The organism is Bacillus cereus group sp. MG4, from assembly GCF_040460055.1.
GTDB lineage: Bacteria > Bacillota > Bacilli > Bacillales > Bacillaceae_G > Bacillus_A > Bacillus_A wiedmannii.
Genome location: NZ_JARVGZ010000001.1, coordinates 2060242 through 2080005, shown reverse-complemented (window position 1 = coordinate 2080005; position 19764 = coordinate 2060242). Strand labels below are relative to the sequence as shown.

Sequence of the window (19764 nt, the reverse complement as noted above, 5' to 3'; positions counted from 1 at the left end):
GTAGTATGAGTAATCTTGCAGAGAGAACAGTAAAAACTGAACCGATTTTTGATGGTAGAGTTATAAAAGTTCGTGTTGATGATGTAGTATTACCAAATGGAGCAATGAGTAAACGTGAAATTGTAAATCACCCTGGTGCAGTTGCTATTATTGCTATTACTGATGAGGGGAAAATTGTGCTTGTCGAGCAGTATCGTAAAGCGCTTGAAAAGGCGATTATAGAAATTCCGGCCGGCAAGTTAGAACCTGGTGAAAAACCTGAGGTGACAGCAGTTCGTGAATTAGAAGAGGAAACAGGATATGTATGTGAAAATATGGAGCTTATTACTTCTTTCTATACATCTCCAGGATTTGCAGATGAAATTTTATATGTATATAAAGCGACAGGTTTGACGAAAAAAGAAAATAAAGCCGAATTAGATGAAGATGAATTCGTGGAATTGATGGAAGTATCGTTAGAAGAAGCGATTATTCTTATGAAAGATCTTCGTATTCATGATGCGAAGACGATGTTTGCAGTACAATATTTACAACTACAAAAATAAACACTCGCCAAAGGCGAGTGTTTTTTAATTGATTTTTGCGTATACGCGTGCATCACGTAAGCTACCATCTGGTGCTATGAAATCATTTTCCATTGTACCCTCTAGAATAAATTCTAAACGTTCTGCTAGGTTACATGCATTTGCATTTGTTGCATCAGTACGAATTTCAATTCTTCTAGCACTTAGCTTATCAAAGGCAAATTGAATGGCACCTTTAATGGCTTCAGTCATATAGCCTTGTTTTGTATAAGCGCTATGCAGCCAGAAGTGAAGTGAAAACTTTGGAATATCCCAGTTTTCAGGCTTGAGCGTTATAGCTCCGATGAATGTACCAGATACTTTATCGTATAAGTGAAAATCAAGTGTTTCACGAAGTAAAAACTGCCCGTGAGCGTTACGAACGATTTCTTCAGCACTTTCTTCTGTTTCAGCGTTAATTGGCATCCACGGTACTAAGTCTTCTAGAGAAGCTTGGATTGCTTCATACACTTCTGCACCATCACCTGGAAATGGCTTACGAACTTGTAAGCGTTCAGTTTGAAATAATGTTGGAAAATCTAATAATAATGGTTTCAAGAGAAATCCCTCCTATTCTCTACTTTTTAGTTTAGCAAAGTAGAGCGGAATTTCAATGTTAATTCGTCATACTTTTTTCTTTCTTTCATACATTTTTAGTAAGAGTGTGAACGGAGGGAAGAAAAATGTGGAGAAAAACTTGGCAAGACCGTGTAATGTCTCACATACAGGAAAACTCTTCATTATATATATTTAACGCTGTTTTATTATTGATGGGAGTAATATTTGGGGCCATTCTTGTAAATAGTTTACAATTAAATCAAAAACAAGATTTATCATTTTATTTACAACGTTTTTTTGGACAAGTTTCTAAAGGAGAATTTGCTGTTGCGAGCGAAATGTTTCGAGAAAGTTACTTTTCGCAATTAAAATACATTGGATTTATTTGGATTTTGGGGATTTCAATTATTGGATTGCCACTTATTTTTATTTTATTATTTGTAAAAGGAGTAGTTGTCGGATTTACAGTAGGTTTTTTAGTAAGTCAGCATGGATGGAATGGATTATTATTAGCATTCGTTTCTGTATTGCCACAAAATCTCATTATTATTCCAGTATTTCTCGTTATGACAACAATTGCCGCAAGCTTTTCCTTACGGATGATTAGACATCAATTTATTCGGAAAATAACCGAACCGCTATTACCATTATTAATTCGTTATACATGCTTCTTTCTTGTAATCGGAGTAGTGTTAGCTCTTGCTTCTAGTGTAGAAGCTTATGCATCACCAGTTTTAATGAAAGAAGTCGTTGAGGCTATTAATAAACAATAAATACTTTTTGAGAATAATTATCAATTTGTTTTTATTGTTTTTCTTTTGACAGAAGCCCTTCTTCTGATATAATGGTGTAAGAGTGGCGAGGAGGGAGTAGTACCGAATGGAAGAAAGAATTGAACGAATTAAGAAGCAATTACATGCAGCGAGCTACAAATTAACACCGCAACGTGAAGCAACAGTTCGTGTGCTGCTAGAAAATGAAGAAGATCATTTAAGCGCAGAAGATGTTTACCTCCTTGTAAAAGAAAAGTCGCCAGAGATCGGATTAGCAACCGTCTATCGAACTTTAGAACTATTATCTGAGTTAAAAGTTGTCGATAAGATTAACTTCGGAGACGGTGTTTCACGCTATGACTTACGCCAAGAAGGTGCGCAGCGTTTCCACCATCATTTGATTTGTACACAATGTGGTGCTGTACAAGAAATACAAGAAGATTTACTTGGTGAAGTGGAAAGGAAAGTAGAACATGACTGGAGCTTTAAGGTGAAGGATCATCGTTTAACATTCCATGGGATTTGTAAAAATTGTCAAGAAAATGAAACGGATGAAAAATAACCTTTTCCTATTTAACTAGGAAGAGGTTTTTTATTTGAATAAGGTATAAATTGGTGAAAGCTTGGCATATGTTGTAATAACTTATATTTTGGAGGAATTTACAATGCGCCGAGCTTTAAAATTAACTTTTGATGGGATAAAAGTATTTTTATTATTTACAAGTTGTACGATTTTGTTTTATTTCGCTATACTATGGATAAATGAAGAATATGAAAGCTATCATCGTTATGAAAAGCCAAAAGAAGAGACTGTAGAAAAAGTATCAGGGAATGAAGAGCCGGCAAAGGATGCTTTCGTAAATAGAATGATGTTTTTCTATGAAAATGGGGAGTAGTGTAGATTGGAAGATCAATTAAAAGATTTTATTCATTATATGGTTGTCGAAAAAGGGCTAGCGAAAAATACAGTAGTATCTTATGAACGTGATTTAAAAAGTTATGTAAAGTATTTGCAAAATGTAGAACAGGCGAAAAGCTTTCATGAAGTAACACGCTTGCACATTGTTAATTTTCTGCAGCACTTAAAAGAAAACGGAAAATCTTCGAAAACATTAGCACGTCATATTGCATCGATTCGTTCGTTTCACCAATTTTTACTTCGTGAACGGGCGGTAGAGCACGACCCATCCGTACATATTGAAACGCCGCAAGGAGAACGGAAATTACCGAAAGTACTATCAATCGATGAAGTAGAGGCGTTACTTCAGACACCAAAAATGACGAGTGCTTTTGGGGTTCGTGACAAAGCGATGCTAGAGTTATTGTATGCAACAGGACTTCGTGTTTCGGAATTAATTGCCTTAAATTTAGAAGATGTACATTTAACGATGGGATTTGTTCGTTGCATAGGGAAAGGGAATAAAGAAAGAATTATTCCACTAGGAAGTTTAGCGACGGAAGCGATTCAAAAGTATATTGAAAAGGGAAGAAGAGAATTGATGGGTAAAAAAGTAGTAGATGCACTCTTTTTAAACCATCATGGGAATCGATTATCAAGACAAGGATTTTGGAAAATTTTAAAACGATTGGCGAAAGAAGCAAATATTGAAAAAGAGCTTACACCGCATACGTTGCGCCATTCTTTTGCTACGCATTTATTAGAAAATGGAGCAGACTTGCGTGCTGTGCAAGAAATGCTTGGACATGCAGATATTTCAACGACGCAAATTTATACGCATGTTTCAAAAGCTAGATTAAAAGATGTATATAAACAGTTTCATCCGAGAGCATAGTTACTATGCTCTTTTTTCATAGATTCAAAAGGCTACAGTACTTCACAAAAACTTCACAAACATTTCGTACATTGTTTTCAGCAGAAGACTAGAATATTACAATGTATTTCCTCTATACTAAATAAGGTATGAAGGAGGAAATGATGATGAAAAAACTTATTATGACTTTATTTATCGCGATGCTAGCATTGGCTGGCTGTAATACAAACAAAGAAGAACCTCAAAAAGAAAAGAAACTAGAAGCTGTAAAAGTAGCAGTTCAAACAAATCCGAAAGAAATTAAACCCGGTGAAAAAACAGAAGTACAAGCACTTGTTACACAAGGAAAAGAAAAAGTAACAGATGCTGATGATGTAAAGTTTGAAATTTGGAAAGCTGGCGACGAAAAGCACGAGATGTTAGATGGTAAGCATAAAGGAAAAGGTGTTTATGCAGTGGAGAAAACGTTCGAGACGGATGGAGTATACCATATTATCGCTCACACAAATGCACGTGAAATGCATGTTATGCCGGAAGTAAAAGTGGCTGTGGGAAATGCGAAAGTAGAAGATGCGAAAAAAGAAAATAGTGATCACGGTGCAGGACATGGCGATCATAAAAGCGATACAATGATCCACCTTATGGCTGGTGACATAAAAGCAAACGCTGAATCAACTATGAAAGTTCATTTAAAACAAAAAGAAGAAGCGCTAACTGGTGCTGAAGTACAACTTGAGATTTGGAAAGATGGTGTTGAAAAACACGAATTTATTCCAGCGAAAGAAGGAAATAAAGGAGAGTATGAAACGAAACATACTTTCAAAGAAAACGGCTCTTACAAAGTGAAAGTTCATGTTAAAAAAGGCGAACTGCATGAACATAAAGAAGAAACAGTAGAAGTAAAATAAAAAGTAGCTCTTTAGAGCTGCTTTTTATTTTTATCCCGTAAACGTCCAATTGATGAGGGCTAATAATCAGTGGAGAAGAACGAAACTCTTACTAATCAAAGCTTCACTTTATATGGAGAAATAAATCATAAAATAATTAGCACTTATTTGCATAATGGATTACAATAGAAGTGTGAAGAAAATGAGAAATTCTACGAAAATGTATTAAAAAGAAAGCGTAAACATGTTATGATATCAGTATCAGATGTCTGACATCTGACTTAGAAAAAACTAGAAATGTTTTTGAGTCGTTTCAAAGTAAACGAAATAGGTTAGAGAATGAGTTAAAGAAGTACTGTTTGACAATGAGAACGAAAGATAATTCTTATAGAGAACAGTTTCACTTTATAGCGTTTTGAACATACTACAAGAAGTAGAACTGAACTTATAGGAGGTCGCAGTTATGAATAAATATAAACGTATATTCCTAGTCGTAATGGATTCTGTTGGAATCGGTGAAGCACCAGATGCTGAACAATTTGGTGATTTAGGATCTGACACAATTGGTCACATTGCTGAACATATGAATGGGTTACAAATGCCTAACATGGTGAAATTAGGCCTTGGTAACATTCGTGAAATGAAAGGTATCTCTAAAGTAGAAAAACCGCTTGGATATTATACAAAAATGCAAGAAAAATCTACTGGTAAAGATACAATGACAGGACACTGGGAAATTATGGGTCTTTACATTGATACACCATTCCAAGTGTTCCCTGAAGGATTCCCGAAAGAATTACTTGATGAATTAGAAGAAAAAACAGGCCGTAAAATTATCGGTAATAAGCCAGCTTCTGGAACTGAAATTCTTGATGAACTTGGTCAAGAGCAAATGGAAACAGGCTTTTTAATCGTTTACACTTCCGCAGATAGCGTACTACAAATTGCAGCACACGAAGAAGTAGTGCCACTTGATGAGTTATATAAAATTTGTAAAATTGCACGTGAACTAACGTTAGATGAGAAGTACATGGTAGGACGTGTTATCGCTCGTCCGTTCGTTGGAGAGCCAGGAAACTTCAAACGTACACCAAATCGTCATGACTATGCGTTAAAACCATTTGGTCGCACAGTAATGAATGAACTAAAAGATAGCGATTATGATGTAATTGCTATTGGTAAAATCTCTGACATTTATGATGGAGAAGGGGTAACTGAATCACTTCGTACGAAATCAAATATGGATGGAATGGACAAGCTTGTAGATACATTAAACATGGACTTTACAGGTCTTAGCTTCTTAAACCTAGTTGACTTTGATGCATTATTCGGCCACCGTCGTGATCCACAAGGATATGGAGAAGCTCTGCAAGAATATGATGCACGTCTTCCAGAAGTATTCGAAAAACTACAAGAAGATGATTTATTATTAATTACAGCAGACCACGGTAATGATCCAGTACATCCTGGTACTGATCATACACGTGAATATGTACCGTTATTAGCATATAGCCCAAGCATGAAAGATGGCGGACAAGAATTATCAATTCGTCAAACATTTGCTGATATTGGTGCAACGGTAGCAGAAAACTTCGGCGTGAAAATGCCAGAACACGGAACAAGCTTCTTAAACGAGCTAAAGAAATAGGGGGATAAACAAATGAATCGTGAACTTATTACAAAATCAGCTTCATACTTAAAAGAGAAATTTCAAGAAACGCCACAAGTAGGACTAATCCTTGGATCTGGACTAGGTGTATTAGCAGATGAAATCGAGAACGCAGTAACAGTACCTTACAGTGAAATCCCTGAATTCCCAGTATCAACTGTAGAAGGTCATGCAGGTCAACTAGTATTCGGTACACTTCAAGGTGTAACAGTAGTAGCAATGCAAGGACGTTTCCACTTCTATGAAGGATACGACATGCAAAAAGTAACATTCCCAGTTCGTGTTATGAAAGAACTAGGTGTAGAAACAGTTGTTGTAACAAATGCAGCTGGTGGTGTAAATACATCATTTGAGCCAGGCGATCTTATGTTAATTTCAGACCACATTAACTTCATGGGTACAAACCCATTAATCGGACCGAATGATTCTGAAATGGGCGTACGTTTCCCTGATATGTCTACATCATATACGACAGAACTTCGTGAAATGGCGAAACAAGTTGCAGCGGACTTAAATATTAAAGTACAAGAAGGTGTATACGTTGGAATGACAGGTCCTGTATATGAAACACCTGCTGAAATTCGTATGCTTCGTACACTTGGCGGAGATGCAGTTGGTATGTCAACAGTACCTGAAGTAATTGTAGCGCGTCATGCTGGTATGAAAGTACTTGGTATTTCTTGTATTTCAAATATGGCAGCTGGTATTTTAGATCAGCCACTTCACCACGATGAAGTAATTGAAACGACAGAACGTGTTAAAGCTAACTTCTTAGCATTAGTAAAAGCAATCGTAAAACAAATGAAGGGGTGACCTCACAATGAGAATGGTGGACCTAATTGCAAAAAAACGTGACGGACATGCATTAACGACAGAAGAAATTAACTTTATTGTTGAAGGATATACGAATGGTGATATTCCTGATTATCAAGTAAGTTCACTTGCAATGGCAATTTTCTTCCAAGATATGAACGATCAAGAACGTGCGGATTTAACGATGGCCATGGTAAATAGCGGTGATACAATCGACTTATCAGCTATTGAAGGGATAAAAGTAGATAAGCACTCAACAGGTGGTGTTGGTGATACAACAACACTTGTGTTAGGTCCATTAGTAGCCGCTTTAGGTGTACCGGTTGCAAAAATGTCTGGACGTGGGTTAGGACATACTGGTGGTACAATTGATAAATTAGAAGCAGTTCCAGGATTCCATGTTGAAATCGAAAATGATGAATTCATGCGACTTGTAAATGAAAACAAAATCGCAGTTATTGGTCAAAGTGGAAACTTAACACCTGCGGATAAAAAGTTATATGCACTTCGTGATGTAACGGCAACAGTAAACTCAATTCCGCTTATTGCAAGTTCGATTATGAGTAAAAAAATTGCTGCTGGTGCAGATGCAATTGTTCTTGATGTAAAAACTGGAGCAGGTGCATTTATGAAAACAGATGAAGATGCAAAACGTTTAGCAGAAGCAATGGTGCGCATTGGTAATAACGTTGGTCGTAATACGATGGCTGTTATTTCTGATATGAGTCAACCACTTGGTGAGGCGATTGGTAACGCACTTGAAGTACAAGAAGCAATTGATACATTACAAGGTAAAGGACCGAAAGATTTAGAAGAGTTATGTTTAACGCTTGGAAGTCAAATGGTATACCTTGCTGGACAAGCTTCATCTTTAGAAGATGCACGTGAGAAATTAATTGAAGTAATGAACAACGGTAAAGCGCTAGAATCATTTAAAACGTTCTTATCAGCGCAAGGCGGCGATGCTTCTGTTGTTGATGATCCTTCTAAATTACCACAAGCACAGTTTAAAATTGAAGTAGAAGCGAAGGAAGACGGTTATGTATCAGAAATCGTTGCAGATGAAATCGGAACAGCAGCAATGCTTTTAGGAGCAGGACGTGCGACGAAGGAATCTGAAATTGATTTAGCAGTTGGCTTAATGCTTCGCAAAAAAGTAGGGGACAGCGTGAAAAAAGGTGAATCCCTTGTTACAATTTACGCAAACCGTGAAAATGTGGAAGATGTAAAAGCAAAAATTTATGAGAACATGAAGATTGCTAACGAACATGTAGATGCACCAACGTTAGTGCACGGCATCGTTACTGAATAATAAAAAAGGGCCAAGGAGTATTTCTCCTTGGCTTTTTTTGCTATTTTTTGTTTATAATAATAATGGGTGAAATTATGATTAGAATTTGTGCAATAACAAAAACAGATGAAGTATTATATGATGTTTCGCTAGAAGAAACAACGAAAGACCATATTGTATGGTATTGGCTAGATTTATATAAGCCAACGAAAGAAGAGTATACATACATTTTGCAAGATCATTTTAAGTTCCATCCCCTTGCAATTGAAGACTGTATAGAATATGTACAGAGGCCAAAAGTTGATTTTTATGATGGATATAACTTTTTAGTTCTTCATGCATTTGGTGAGGATGGATTAGAACCGCACGAGATCGATTTATTTATTAGTGATCGTTTTATTGTTTCTTTCCACTTTTCTCATAACAATGCAATCGAAAGAGTATGGAAAACACTTGGAGAAAAGAAGCGTATTAAAAATAGTCCCCTGCACGTAGCGCATACAATTATCGACCAAATTGTAGATGACTATTTTGCGCCTGTATATTACATTGAGGATCATTTAAATGCAATTGATGATAATTTAACGGGTGAGACAGCAGGGAGTGTATTAGAAGAAGTATTTGATATACGTGCAGATTTATCGAAGCTAAGGCGCACAATCATTCCGATGCGTGATTTATTGTATCGTATTTTAAATTCGACTCGTTTTTATGGTATAAGTGATCATGAGATCTATTTTAAAGATATACATGACCATTTGCTTAAACTAACAGAAATGATTGAAGCAAGCCGCGAGTTAACGGCAGATATTCGGGATAGCTATTTTTCATTAAACTCACATCATATGAATAACATTATGAAAACATTAACTGTATTCTCGACTATTTTCATGCCATTAACATTTATTGCGGGAGTATACGGAATGAACTTTACGCATATGCCAGAGCTTGGTGGACAATATAGTTATTTTATTTGTCTACTTCTAATGGCACTAATTGGCGGTGGGATGATGGCTTGGTTTTATAAAAAAGGGTGGTTTAAGTAAAAAAACACCGAGGAAAATGAAGTGAACCCGAATAGTGGTACATGAAAAAAACACCTCCTGAATTCGCATACTAAGTATGCAAATTCAATGGAGGTGTTTTTTCGTATGACGACAAGAGTTCATTACCCAGAAGAAACAAAGTGGAAAGTAATTGAAATGAAGAAAGATGGTTATTCAAATCGTGCAATTATGGAGAAACTCGGAATTAAAAATGTTTCCCAAATTAAGACATGGATGAAATGGCATCGTACAGATCAAACGTATCGTTTTCAACAACCTGTAGGAAAACAATATTCTTATGGAAAAGGACCAAAAGAGCTCAGTGAATTAGAACAACTACGTTTAGAAAATAAGCATCTAAAAACAAAATTACTTGTATGGGGAAAGTATCTGGAAATCGAAAGGGGCTGAAACCAGAAACTGTAGTTACTTTATGGAAAAACGTAAAAACAAAAATAACGATAAAAGAATTGTGTAACGTATTAGAATTACCCCGTTCCACATTTTATCGCTGGTTACAACGAACGGAAGATCGGAAAGATGATATAGAAGAGAAAGTAAAGGACGTCTGTCTTAGGCATAAATTTCGGTATGGATATCGAAGAGTGACCGCTACTCTTCAAAAAATGGGACTGTGTGTCAATCATAAAAAAGTATTACGAATCATGAGACAAAATCACATTCTTTCAAAAGTACGTCGAAAGAAAAAGAAATATATCAATGGTGCGGAACCAATGGTAGCCCCTCATCGATTGGAACGTGAATTCGATGCATCCAGACCAAATGAAAAGTGGTTTACAGATGTGACGTATCTCTTATTTGGAGAGCGTACCTTGTATTTATCAACGATCATGGATGCCTTTAATCGTGAAATTATTAGTTGTGTCATCAGCGAATCACAAACACTGACATTAGCGATGAAGACATTGAAACAAGCAATGAGAGGGCGAAGAGTAAAAGATGTCCTTCTTCACTCGGATCAAGGAAGTATTTATACAGCAAAAGAATTTCAAGCGTATGCCAAAGAAAACGGCATTATCACCAGCATGTCCCGGAGAGGAAATTGCCATGATAATGCCGTCATGGAAAGCTTCTTTGGTCATTTGAAAAGTGAAGCTTTCTATTCACAAGAGATAACAAAAGTATCCAATACAACTGTGCGAAAGATTGTGCTAGAATACATTCATTACTACAATTGTGTGCGAATTCAAGAAAAATTAAACCACCTATCCCCTAAAGAATTTAGGGAACAGATGGTTTAGGTGTTTTGATAGGTGTCCCGTTTTCAGGGTTCACTTCAAAATTCCTCGGTGTTTTTACTTAACCAATAGCATGTAATACAAACATGGCTAAGAATAAGCATGTAACGATATACATAGACGGTGCGACTTCTTTACGCTTTCCAAGAGCAATTTTTAAGATAGGATAAGCAATAAATCCGAACGCAATGCCATCAGCGATACTATATGTGAGCGGGATCATGACGATAATTAAGAACGCTGGAAATCCTTCTGAAAAATCGTTCAGAGGAATTTGCTGAATGCTTGTAATCATCAGGCCGCCAATAATAATTAAGATTGGTGCAATGGCACTATCAGGAATTAGTTTCACAAACGGAAGTGCAAATAGTGATGCGAAGAATAACAACCCTGTAACGATAGACGTCAGACCTGTCTTTCCGCCTGCAGTAATACCTGCAGCACTCTCTACTGTTGATACGGTAGGGCTTGTGCCAAATAGACCACATGTCATTGCTGAAATTGCATTGGCTTGGTAAGCACGTGGGAATTTACGGTCATCTTCTAATAAACCGTGCAGAAGTCCCATGTTCTCAAAAATAAGCACCATGCTTAAGGAGAATGTTGCAATCCAAAACGGTAAGGAAGAAAGTTTGCCAAATGACATAGCTCCAAACACATCGCCGTAATTAGCGAATGAGAATGAACTATTTCCGATTTGACTTGTATCAACAAGACCAAATAGCCATGCAATACCAGTTCCTATTGCAATCGTCCATAAAAAGTTTCCACGTACGTTACGAATAAATAGTACAAGTGCAACGATAAGAGTAAGCACGGTCGCAAGAACGACAGGGTTACTTAATTTACCCATTGCAACAGCAGTATTTGGGTTCGAAACGACTAAACCACCTTTTTGCAATCCGATAAATGCTAAAAATAATCCGATGCCGACAGTAATAGCTTCCTTTAATGACTTTGGAATCGATACTGAAAGCACGCGAGCGATTGGTGTAAACGCAGCAATTGCAAAAATAATACCAGAGATGAAGACAGCTGCTAGTGCTTCCTGCCAAGCTAATCCGAGCGTATGCACAGCAGTGTACGTGAAGAATGCATTTACGCCCATACCAGGGACAAGAATAGCAGGTGCATTTGCCCAAAATGCCATGAGCAGACATCCGACAAATGAACTGAAAACAGTTGCTAAAATTCCAGCTTCAAGAGGAATGCCAGCATCTGATAAAATTGATGCATTTACAATCATAATATATACGATTGTGAAAAATGACGTAACTCCAGCTAAAACTTCTTGTTTTGGTGATGTTTCGTGTAAACCTAATTTAAATGTTCTTTCAAGTATTCCTTTCATGTTAAACCTTCTTTTTCATATCCCTCTCCCACCCGTGATATCTCTTTCGTAAGAGCTCACCGTCCTTTATTATATCAGAACATCATGTTTTTACAACAAGGAAAATGATAACGTTTACTTATAAAAGAAATTATTTATAAATACGTAAAAATGGCTCGTATTGTTGAAATGATTTCTAATTCTCCTGATTGAATGGGCGGAGCTGCTTGCGCATGTAAAGTAGCATAGGACGTCACTTCCCGTGGTAATTGGACAGATTCTTCAACGAATGAGAGTGGAACTGGATTAATGTTTAAATTGTATGTACTCGCAATAGCACGAGCTTTTTCTACCGCTTGTTGCAGAGCTTGAATGAGAGCTTGCTCATAATATTTATTTGGATGAGATATTCGAAAACGTAACCCTTTTGCTAAGTTCGCTCCATTTGAAACGGCTATATCATATACTTCCCCTGCTTTTTGTACATTTAAAACGGTAATTTCATACAAATGTTCCACACGGTATCCTTGCAGTAATGCTTTATCATTTACATACTCGTATTGGGGAGTGATCGTATAAGAAATCGTTTCTATGTCTTTATCAGCAATACCAAGCTGTTTAAGTGCATCAAGCAATTGTTTTGATTGCACTGCATTTTCTTCTTGCGCTTGTTTCACATTTTTACTATCAGTTCTAATGCCAAGTGTTAATATAACAACATTGGGTTTTGCTTTGACAACACCTTCACCTTGTACAGTAATAGTCGCTTCTTTACCAGTATTAGCTGTACGTACGTTGTGTAAATAAGGATTCATTCCACCTTGCATCTTCCATCACCATCCTTATTTATATGTATATGTGTGAACAAAAAAGAAATTTATATGAAAAAAGTTACATAAATGAGAATGTTGAGGGAAGAAAGCATATACAACATAGGTATTTATAGATTATAATATGTGTAAATATGATAAAAAAGGGACGAGGCTAGTGAACGAAAAAAGAGAAACACTGATTTTAGAGTTATCCGGATCATTCCGAAAGATGATACGTTTATTACAAAATGATATTAATACACGTTTTGCAGAACATATGCCATACAATGAATTTTCTGTATTACGCGCGTTATTTTTAAACAGTCCACAGATGGCTTCGCAAATTGCGAGTGAAGTAAACGTAACCTCCAGTCATATTACAGCTGTTACTGATCGTCTCGTACGAAAAGGGTTTGTAGAAAGAAAGCGTTCAAATTCAGACCGTCGTATCGTGTACCTAGAAATTACAGAACACGGAAGAGAAGTAACTGAAAAACTTGAAGCTGTGCGTAAAGAATATTATAAAGAGAGATTTAAAGGTTGGAGCGACCAAGAAATCGAGATGGTTTTAGATTTATTTGGCCGCGTATTATAATAAATGAGGATAGGAAGCGAAAGCTTTCCTATCCTTTTTCTTTTGAATAAAAACATTTTGAAACTCCAATACTTGAATTAAAAAGAATCGGAGTGAAAAATTATGAAACGTATTTGTACGCTTTTCATTATGATTGGAAGTTTTTTCTGCTTTAATCAATTCGTGGATGCCGCAACGCCTCTTCAAGTCGTTCAGAAAGAATTACAGCATATTTCAAATAAGCAACCTGTTCTATATTCAAAACTATGGATTCGTTCTATGCAGAATGCTATTTTATTTCATCATAGTGATAACATTCGGCATGAAGATACAATCAGTAATGTAACAAAGTCTTCGCTTGTAAAAGTAAAACAACTGCCACTTCAAAAAGCATCGCAGTACATCCCGAGATTATCACAATATATTTCTAAGTTTGAAGCTGAGAATGTGCAAGTGTATTATGTTGCAGCTCGTTATGAAGTGAAAAAAGAAAATTCGTATCAGTTAAATGGAATGAATTATTTTATGCAAGTGTTTATTCAGCAAGGGGGAGAATGGAGAATTGCTGAAAGTATAGTTGCTCCCACAGATCAAATCGTGGCAAATGGTGACGGGTTTGGAACGAAGCAAGAAAAAGAGTATGGGAAAAGAAGAGAGAATGTGAAATAACCTCCTCATCGAGAGGAGGTTATTTTATTTGAAATTCCAAGAGACTTTCCATTTTAACATTTTAGGCAGGAAGAAATACGTAATGAAACTAGTCACGAAAAATCCGATGTAAAAGCTAGACAATGAGTGCGCGCGACTTAGCATTAAACCTCCAACGATCCCACCAAAGAAAATCGCACAAGCTAAAACTACTTTTTGTAGTTTTGGATATAATAAGTAGTTACCATTTCGCTCATTGACTGAATGAACATATAAATACATCCCGAGTGGTAACAAAATAATGATATGTGTAATAGGTGCGATCAATAATTTTGCCGAAGGGATTGTTGTAAAGTTTGGTTCATTATGACGTATTCCATCCTTATCAGTATAAGCGTTTTGAGGATCGTAATTAAAGCTAATAGTAAACTCTTCTGCTGGACTAGAAATACGTATGTTTTCCATCACATTATGTATAAGGCCATTGTCCTTATGAAATTCAGTGTTTGAGTGAACAGCAATGACCCCTGAGATAAGTGATGGAAATAAAGCAGGGAAGATTAATATAGCTGTAGTGAGAAATCCTTGCGATATAATATTCCCTGCAATGGTTCCTATACATAAGGCAAGTGTATAAATTGCGATTAATACAATTAACATGTATATAAAGTAACTATGAAATGGGGAGAATACTTGATATTTATTATGAAAAGTCAACTTTTTCATAATAGCAAATAGTCCCCAGTTTAAAACGACAACAGCGGTGATATTACAGATTCCAAACAACCACTTTGTTATATAAAGGTCTGAACGTTTAAATGGCATAGACCATAACAAGTCGCTAGAGTTATTTTGTCTTTCCCATCCAATTAAAGTACAAGCTAGAACGATTAGCACACTACCTAACAGCATGATAGAATCTAGAAGTGCTAAATCAAAGTGGTAATGATACACATAGTTCCATTTTTTATTGTCATTTAGAAAGTGTTGCTGTTGAATAGAAGTCATATAGTATTTATATGACAGAGTATAGAAGCTGACGAGCCAAAATAACCATACAACATATTTACTTTGTTGATACGTTCTTAGCCACAGTGCTTTTTGAAACATAGGATCTCTCCTTTAAAAAACTTTATAATTTGTTAGGCGTGATAATACAACATAAGTAATGATTCCAGCGAGAAACAAACTGATATAGTAGTTTGGTAAGAAAAAAAATTGATTGATTTTATAGCCACCTAGTAATGCAAAGTAAATGCTTGTTCCCCATATCCATATTTTTAAATGTTTTTGGAAAATAAATATCTTTTGATTATTTTCATTTGGTGACCGCATATATAAATATGTTCCAAGTAGTAAATAAAATATCGTATAGAAAATAGGGACTAACATTGATTTGGCTGAATAATATACGTGAGATGCTGGATTTCTTAAAGTAGTTGGATCGTTGTCCCTCTTCCGAGAATCTGGCTGATAGTTATAATCAATAGAAAAGCGATATATTGGTACAACTATATTTGTTTTTTGATTGATTTCATATAGTTGTTGATCTAATTTATTATTTTTAGTATTGGTAGCCTCTAAATGGTTTAGCGTAAAAGTGTACACTAGTGGAATAAATGTAAGCCCCATTAGTAGCCATGGAATGCAAAAAATGACCTGTGAAACAATACTTCCAGTAAAAGTACCGATACATAGAGCAGCTGTATAGACTGCAACATAAGAAACTATCGCATAAAGAAAGTATCGGTGAAATGGACTAAATGATTGATAATCAAAATGGATGGTTGTTCTATAAATAACATACATAATAATCCAATTTATAAGTAACGAGCTCACAATACAAAGTGAACCGAAAGCCCATTTAGATAAGAAAACATTTTTTCTTTTAAATGGCATCGTCATAAGTAGTGTATTAGATTGGTTGCTACGTTCCCATCCTATCAATAAGCAGGCTAAAGCAATGATAAGAACAGTTAACCAAAAACTATTACCATCTCGTGCAGAAAAGGTATAAAAATAATAATACTGTTCCCCTTTTTCTTGTAATTCGTAATATTTATCGAGTTCCATCTGAGCACTTCTATAGTATCCGAGAGATAGAAGATAAAGCGAACTAAAGAAGAATAGTAACGCAGCATATTTCCCGCGCTTCCAATTCCATATCCACAACGCCTTATGAAACATAACCATCCTCCTCCAGTGTCGTAACGAAGACATCTTCAAGAGACATTGTTAATTCTTCAATGAGTATAGGTTGTTCTTTATAAAATTTCTCTAGTGTTGTAGCCACATTTCCCTCAATTAAGATTGTATATACTTTTCCTGTTTGATTTAATATTTTAATATGGTTTAAGTTTTCTAGTTTTTGAGGTAGTGAACGTTCGTAAGCTACTTGTATTTTTGCGAATCGTGATTTTGCATCGTCTAGTGATGTAATAGAAGATATAGTATGGCCTTTTAATATAATGATTGTATCTGCAATTTGTTCCACTTCATCTAAATGGTGAGTGGAGATGAAAATGGTAATCTCTTTTTCTGCAACTTCTCCAACGAGAAACTGTAAAATTTGTCTTTTCACAATAGGGTCAAGTCCGTTTGTCGGTTCATCTAAAATGATATATTCTGCTTTTGTAGAAACGGCTAAAATGATGGCAAGTAATGCTTTCATTCCTTTTGAGTAACTACGAATTCGTTTGTTTGGTAAGTTAAAGCGTTCTAACAGTTCATAGAAATGCTGTTCATCAAATGCTGTATAAACGGCTTTATAAAACTTTACAATTTCTTTTATCGTATATCCGTTCAGTATGTTAGTAGAATCAGGAACGTATACGATTTTTTGCTTTATTTCAGGGCATTGATGAATGTTTGTATCTTCATATGTAACAGTCCCTGCATCAGGGTCTAAAATGCCGACCATCGTTCGTAATAAAGTTGTTTTTCCCGCACCGTTTCTTCCGAGCAATCCGACGATACTTCCTCTTTGTAATGTGAAAGAAATATCGTCTAAAATCGTTTGATTATCAATTGTTTTCTTCAAGCTTGTCACTTTCAGCATCCGAACTTCCTCCAATCTCTTTATAGTATGAATCTATCCAATCATGAATTTTATCTTTCGTAACACCAAGATAAGAGGCTTCTAATAGTAACTGATGAAATTGCTTTTCAACCATAGCGATTTTCCTTTCGTCTAATGTTGGGGTAATCGATTGGGATACAAATGTTCCTTTTCCTCGTAATGTTTCAATAATCCCTTGTCGCTCTAACTCTTGGTACGCTTTACTCACTGTATTTGGATTTATAACGAGTAAAGAAGCGAGTTCGCGTACAGAAGGTAGTTTGTCACTTGGAGCTAACATGTTCTTCAATACGAGTTCTTTTATATTTTGAACAATTTGTTCCCATATCGGAGTGTTGCTTCTTGGATCAAGTTGAATATGCAAGAGCAATGTCTCCTTTCTGACTTGTATTAAGTGTACTAATGCGTGTAATACACTTAATACAATATAGATGATAAATGTATTTGTCAACTAAAAATATTAGAAAAATATGGTATTAAAAAATGAGGAATTGGAAAAAATAGGTCTGATATAGAATGGAGGGTTAGTCATGAAGCGAGTTTTTGGAATACTTGTTTGTTTCATGTTATTGCTTTCTGTTACTTCAGTTAGTTTCGCACAATCTGAGAAGACGAAGCAGGAGAAAACAGAAGAAACAACGCCGAAGTTAGCGGAACAAGCGTCATCAGCAATTGTAATTGAACAAGATACAGGTAAAGTTTTGTTTGATAAAAATCCAAATGAGAAGTTACCACCTGCTAGTATGACGAAGATTATGACAATGCTATTAATTATGGAACAAGTTGAAAAAGGAAAACTAAAACTGACCGATAAAGTTAGAGCAAGTGAGCATGCAGCTTCAATGGGTGGATCACAAATCTTTTTAGAGCCTGGAGAAGAGATGACTGTAAATGAAATGCTAAAAGGTATCGCAATTGCATCTGGAAATGATGCGTCTGTTGCAGTAGCGGAGCATATCGCTGGTTCAGAAGAAGGTTTTGTAAATATGATGAACAAAAAAGCGAAAGACTTAGGACTGAAAAACACTCATTTTCAAAATCCAACAGGTCTTCCAGCTAAAGACCATTATTCCACAGCAAATGATATGGCTATAATGGCGAAAGAATTGATGAAGTACCCACTTATTCGCAAATATACAGGTAAATACGAAGACTATTTACGTGAAGATACGGATAAGAAGTTTTGGCTCGTGAATACGAATAAGTTAGTACGTTTTTATCCTGGAGTAGATGGTGTAAAAACGGGCTTTACGACTGAAGCGAAATATTGTTTAACAGCATCTGCTGAAAAGAATGGGATGCGTGTTATTTCAGTTGTTATGGGAGCACCTACATCGAAAGAACGGAACAATCAAGTAACGAAGCTTCTTGACTACGCATTTGGTCAATATATGACAAAGAAATTGTATACACGAGGCGAAAAAATTAAGACTGTACAAGTAGGAAAAGGTAAAAAAGAAAAAGTAGATTTAGTTGCGTCAGACAATGTGTCTCTTCTTATGAAGAAAGGCGAAAATATGGATAAAGTAAAGCAAGAAGTAATTGCCGAAAAGAAAGTGAAAGCGCCGATTAAAAAAGGTGACGCACTTGGTACACTTGTTATTAAAAAAGATAAAGATGTTTTATTAAAGCAAACAATTGTAGCAAAAGAAGATGTTGCTGCAGCGAGCTGGTGGGAGTTATTTAAAAGAAGTTTTGGGATGTTTTCAACATCAAAATAGCGGCAAATATTTTGCCGCTTTTCTATTCGTATGAAAGTAAATAATTGCTGAATAGTTTCACTTTATGGCGAAATAGTTCTTCTTTTGTCAGTAGGAAGGATTCTTAGGTTGTATCACGAAAATCTTTATGTATGTAAATGAGTAAAGTTTGAGCATAAGGAGGAAATCGTGTGAGTCTTTCCATGCAATTAGAAGTAAAACGTGACGTCCTATGTGTGAGACTAGCGGGTGAATTAGATCATCATACTGCTGAAGAGTTGCGAACGAAAGTAACAGATATGATTGAGACACATGGTGTTCATCATATTGTTTTGAGCCTAGAGAACTTATCGTTTATGGATAGTTCTGGTTTAGGTGTTATATTAGGCCGATATAAGCATGTAAAGGGATTAGGTGGAGAAATGGTTGTTTGTGCAATTTCACCGCCTGTTAAACGTTTATTTGAGATGTCGGGCTTATTTAAAATTGTTCGTTTAGAAGAAAGTGAAGCGCATGCGCTCGCGACGTTGGGGGTGGCATAAATGAGAAATGAAATGAACCTTCAATTTTCAGCATTAAGTCAAAATGAATCGTTCGCTCGCGTTACAGTAGCTGCATTCATTGCGCAACTAGACCCAACGATGGAAGAACTTACGGAGATTAAAACAGTTGTGTCAGAAGCAGTTACGAATGCAATTATTCATGGGTACGAAGGAAATGCAGAAGGTGTTGTTTATATTTCTGTAATTTTGGAAGAAGCAATGGTGAAACTCACGATTCGAGATGAAGGGATTGGCATCTTTGATTTAGATGAAGCAAGACAACCCCTTTTTACAACTAAACCTGAATTAGAGCGTTCCGGAATGGGATTTACTATCATGGAAAATTTTATGGATGAAGTAGAAGTTATTTCAAACGAATCTTTCGGGACAACAATCCATTTGACAAAATACTTATCAAATAGTAACGCTCTATGCAATTAAGGAGAAT

General features: G+C 35.9%; 23 protein-coding genes. 16 read left to right on the top strand and 7 right to left on the bottom strand.

Going from position 1 to position 19764, the window contains the following annotated elements; genetic code table 11:
• Positions 1 to 5: 5 nt before the first annotated feature.
• Positions 6 to 545 (top strand): NUDIX domain-containing protein, encoded by a 540-nt coding sequence (locus tag QCI41_RS10865; protein ID WP_000067040.1) that lies wholly within the window; start codon positions 6 to 8, stop codon positions 543 to 545.
• A 24-nt stretch (positions 546 to 569) separates the two neighbouring features.
• Here QCI41_RS10865 and QCI41_RS10860 read toward each other — a convergent pair whose 3' ends face one another.
• Entirely contained in the window at positions 570 to 1121 is a 552-nt protein-coding gene (locus QCI41_RS10860) for a GNAT family N-acetyltransferase (protein WP_000803489.1), read from the bottom strand.
• A gap of 155 nt (positions 1122 to 1276) precedes the next feature.
• On the opposite strand from QCI41_RS10860, the gene spoIIM reads away from it, so the two are divergent.
• The 10 genes from spoIIM to QCI41_RS10810 all read left to right on the top strand — a co-directional run bounded on the left by spoIIM (position 1277) and on the right by QCI41_RS10810 (position 10634).
• Positions 1277 to 1894, top strand: coding sequence for a stage II sporulation protein M (gene spoIIM, locus QCI41_RS10855; RefSeq protein ID WP_223261357.1), 618 nt, complete (start codon positions 1277 to 1279; stop codon positions 1892 to 1894).
• Between the two features lie 106 nt (positions 1895 to 2000).
• Complete coding sequence (gene fur, locus QCI41_RS10850) at positions 2001 to 2456, top strand: ferric iron uptake transcriptional regulator (RefSeq protein WP_000392655.1); 456 nt, start codon at positions 2001 to 2003, stop codon at positions 2454 to 2456.
• Between the two features lie 103 nt (positions 2457 to 2559).
• Positions 2560 to 2790: a YqzK family protein gene (locus QCI41_RS10845; protein WP_001250432.1), complete on the top strand. Its 231-nt coding sequence runs from the start codon at positions 2560 to 2562 to the stop codon at positions 2788 to 2790.
• A 6-nt stretch (positions 2791 to 2796) separates the two neighbouring features.
• Positions 2797 to 3687, top strand: coding sequence for a site-specific tyrosine recombinase XerD (gene xerD, locus QCI41_RS10840; protein WP_000390083.1), 891 nt, complete (start codon positions 2797 to 2799; stop codon positions 3685 to 3687).
• Positions 3688 to 3830: 143 nt separating this feature from the next.
• Positions 3831 to 4574, top strand: a complete 744-nt coding sequence (locus QCI41_RS10835; protein WP_052767426.1) for a FixH family protein — start codon at positions 3831 to 3833, stop codon at positions 4572 to 4574.
• A gap of 442 nt (positions 4575 to 5016) precedes the next feature.
• Entirely contained in the window at positions 5017 to 6201 is a 1185-nt protein-coding gene (gene deoB, locus QCI41_RS10830) for a phosphopentomutase (protein ID WP_353837492.1), read from the top strand.
• Positions 6202 to 6213: 12 nt separating this feature from the next.
• A complete protein-coding gene (locus QCI41_RS10825; RefSeq protein WP_001078444.1) occupies positions 6214 to 7035 on the top strand; it encodes a purine-nucleoside phosphorylase in 822 nt (273 codons plus the stop codon).
• 7 nt (positions 7036 to 7042) lie between these two features.
• Positions 7043 to 8347: a pyrimidine-nucleoside phosphorylase gene (locus QCI41_RS10820; RefSeq protein WP_001243064.1), complete on the top strand. Its 1305-nt coding sequence runs from the start codon at positions 7043 to 7045 to the stop codon at positions 8345 to 8347.
• Between the two features lie 62 nt (positions 8348 to 8409).
• Entirely contained in the window at positions 8410 to 9372 is a 963-nt protein-coding gene (gene corA, locus QCI41_RS10815; protein WP_002008459.1) for a magnesium/cobalt transporter CorA, read from the top strand.
• A gap of 105 nt (positions 9373 to 9477) precedes the next feature.
• Positions 9478 to 10634, top strand: a protein-coding gene (locus QCI41_RS10810) for an IS3 family transposase (protein ID WP_353837493.1) whose coding sequence is annotated in 2 segments (ribosomal slippage) — positions 9478 to 9730 and positions 9730 to 10634 — 1158 coding nt in all. Because the reading frame shifts where the segments join, the coding sequence is not laid out codon by codon here.
• A gap of 58 nt (positions 10635 to 10692) precedes the next feature.
• On the opposite strand, the gene QCI41_RS10805 is transcribed toward QCI41_RS10810, so the two are convergent.
• Together QCI41_RS10805 and QCI41_RS10800 are read right to left on the bottom strand one after the other, a co-directional pair.
• Positions 10693 to 11982, bottom strand: a complete 1290-nt coding sequence (locus QCI41_RS10805) for an NCS2 family permease (protein WP_283791529.1) — start codon at positions 11980 to 11982, stop codon at positions 10693 to 10695.
• Positions 11983 to 12116: 134 nt separating this feature from the next.
• Positions 12117 to 12788: an SIMPL domain-containing protein gene (locus tag QCI41_RS10800; protein ID WP_353837494.1), complete on the bottom strand. Its 672-nt coding sequence runs from the start codon at positions 12786 to 12788 to the stop codon at positions 12117 to 12119.
• A 160-nt stretch (positions 12789 to 12948) separates the two neighbouring features.
• Here QCI41_RS10800 and QCI41_RS10795 point away from each other — a divergent pair, with 160 nt between their 5' ends.
• Positions 12949 to 13368: a MarR family winged helix-turn-helix transcriptional regulator gene (locus QCI41_RS10795; RefSeq protein WP_001003312.1), complete on the top strand. Its 420-nt coding sequence runs from the start codon at positions 12949 to 12951 to the stop codon at positions 13366 to 13368.
• 102 nt (positions 13369 to 13470) lie between these two features.
• A complete protein-coding gene (locus tag QCI41_RS10790) occupies positions 13471 to 14016 on the top strand; it encodes a hypothetical protein (protein ID WP_353837495.1) in 546 nt (181 codons plus the stop codon).
• Positions 14017 to 14040: 24 nt separating this feature from the next.
• Here QCI41_RS10790 and QCI41_RS10785 read toward each other — a convergent pair whose 3' ends face one another.
• Genes QCI41_RS10785 through QCI41_RS10770 form a run of 4 tightly spaced genes read right to left on the bottom strand, consistent with a single transcriptional unit; the run spans position 14041 to position 17438 of the window.
• Entirely contained in the window at positions 14041 to 15105 is a 1065-nt protein-coding gene (locus QCI41_RS10785; RefSeq protein ID WP_353837496.1) for an ABC transporter permease subunit, read from the bottom strand.
• A gap of 12 nt (positions 15106 to 15117) precedes the next feature.
• Positions 15118 to 16182, bottom strand: coding sequence for an ABC transporter permease (locus QCI41_RS10780; protein WP_353837497.1), 1065 nt, complete (start codon positions 16180 to 16182; stop codon positions 15118 to 15120).
• Positions 16172 to 17053, bottom strand: a complete 882-nt coding sequence (locus tag QCI41_RS10775) for an ABC transporter ATP-binding protein (RefSeq protein ID WP_353837498.1) — start codon at positions 17051 to 17053, stop codon at positions 16172 to 16174. The genes QCI41_RS10780 and QCI41_RS10775 overlap by 11 nt, the downstream gene beginning before the upstream one ends.
• Positions 17019 to 17438 carry a GntR family transcriptional regulator gene (locus tag QCI41_RS10770; RefSeq protein ID WP_353837499.1) on the bottom strand — a complete coding sequence of 140 codons (420 nt, stop codon included), beginning with the start codon at positions 17436 to 17438 and terminating at the stop codon, positions 17019 to 17021. Before QCI41_RS10770 ends, QCI41_RS10775 begins: the two co-directional genes overlap by 35 nt.
• A gap of 166 nt (positions 17439 to 17604) precedes the next feature.
• On the opposite strand from QCI41_RS10770, the gene dacF reads away from it, so the two are divergent.
• The 3 genes from dacF to spoIIAB all read left to right on the top strand — a co-directional run bounded on the left by dacF (position 17605) and on the right by spoIIAB (position 19757).
• Positions 17605 to 18795, top strand: a complete 1191-nt coding sequence (gene dacF, locus QCI41_RS10765) for a serine-type D-Ala-D-Ala carboxypeptidase DacF (RefSeq protein WP_353837500.1) — start codon at positions 17605 to 17607, stop codon at positions 18793 to 18795.
• A 170-nt stretch (positions 18796 to 18965) separates the two neighbouring features.
• Positions 18966 to 19316, top strand: coding sequence for an anti-sigma F factor antagonist (spoIIAA, locus tag QCI41_RS10760; RefSeq protein ID WP_000059133.1), 351 nt, complete (start codon positions 18966 to 18968; stop codon positions 19314 to 19316).
• Positions 19317 to 19757, top strand: coding sequence for an anti-sigma F factor (gene spoIIAB / locus QCI41_RS10755; protein ID WP_001243399.1), 441 nt, complete (start codon positions 19317 to 19319; stop codon positions 19755 to 19757).
• The last annotated feature ends 7 nt before the right edge of the window (positions 19758 to 19764 follow it).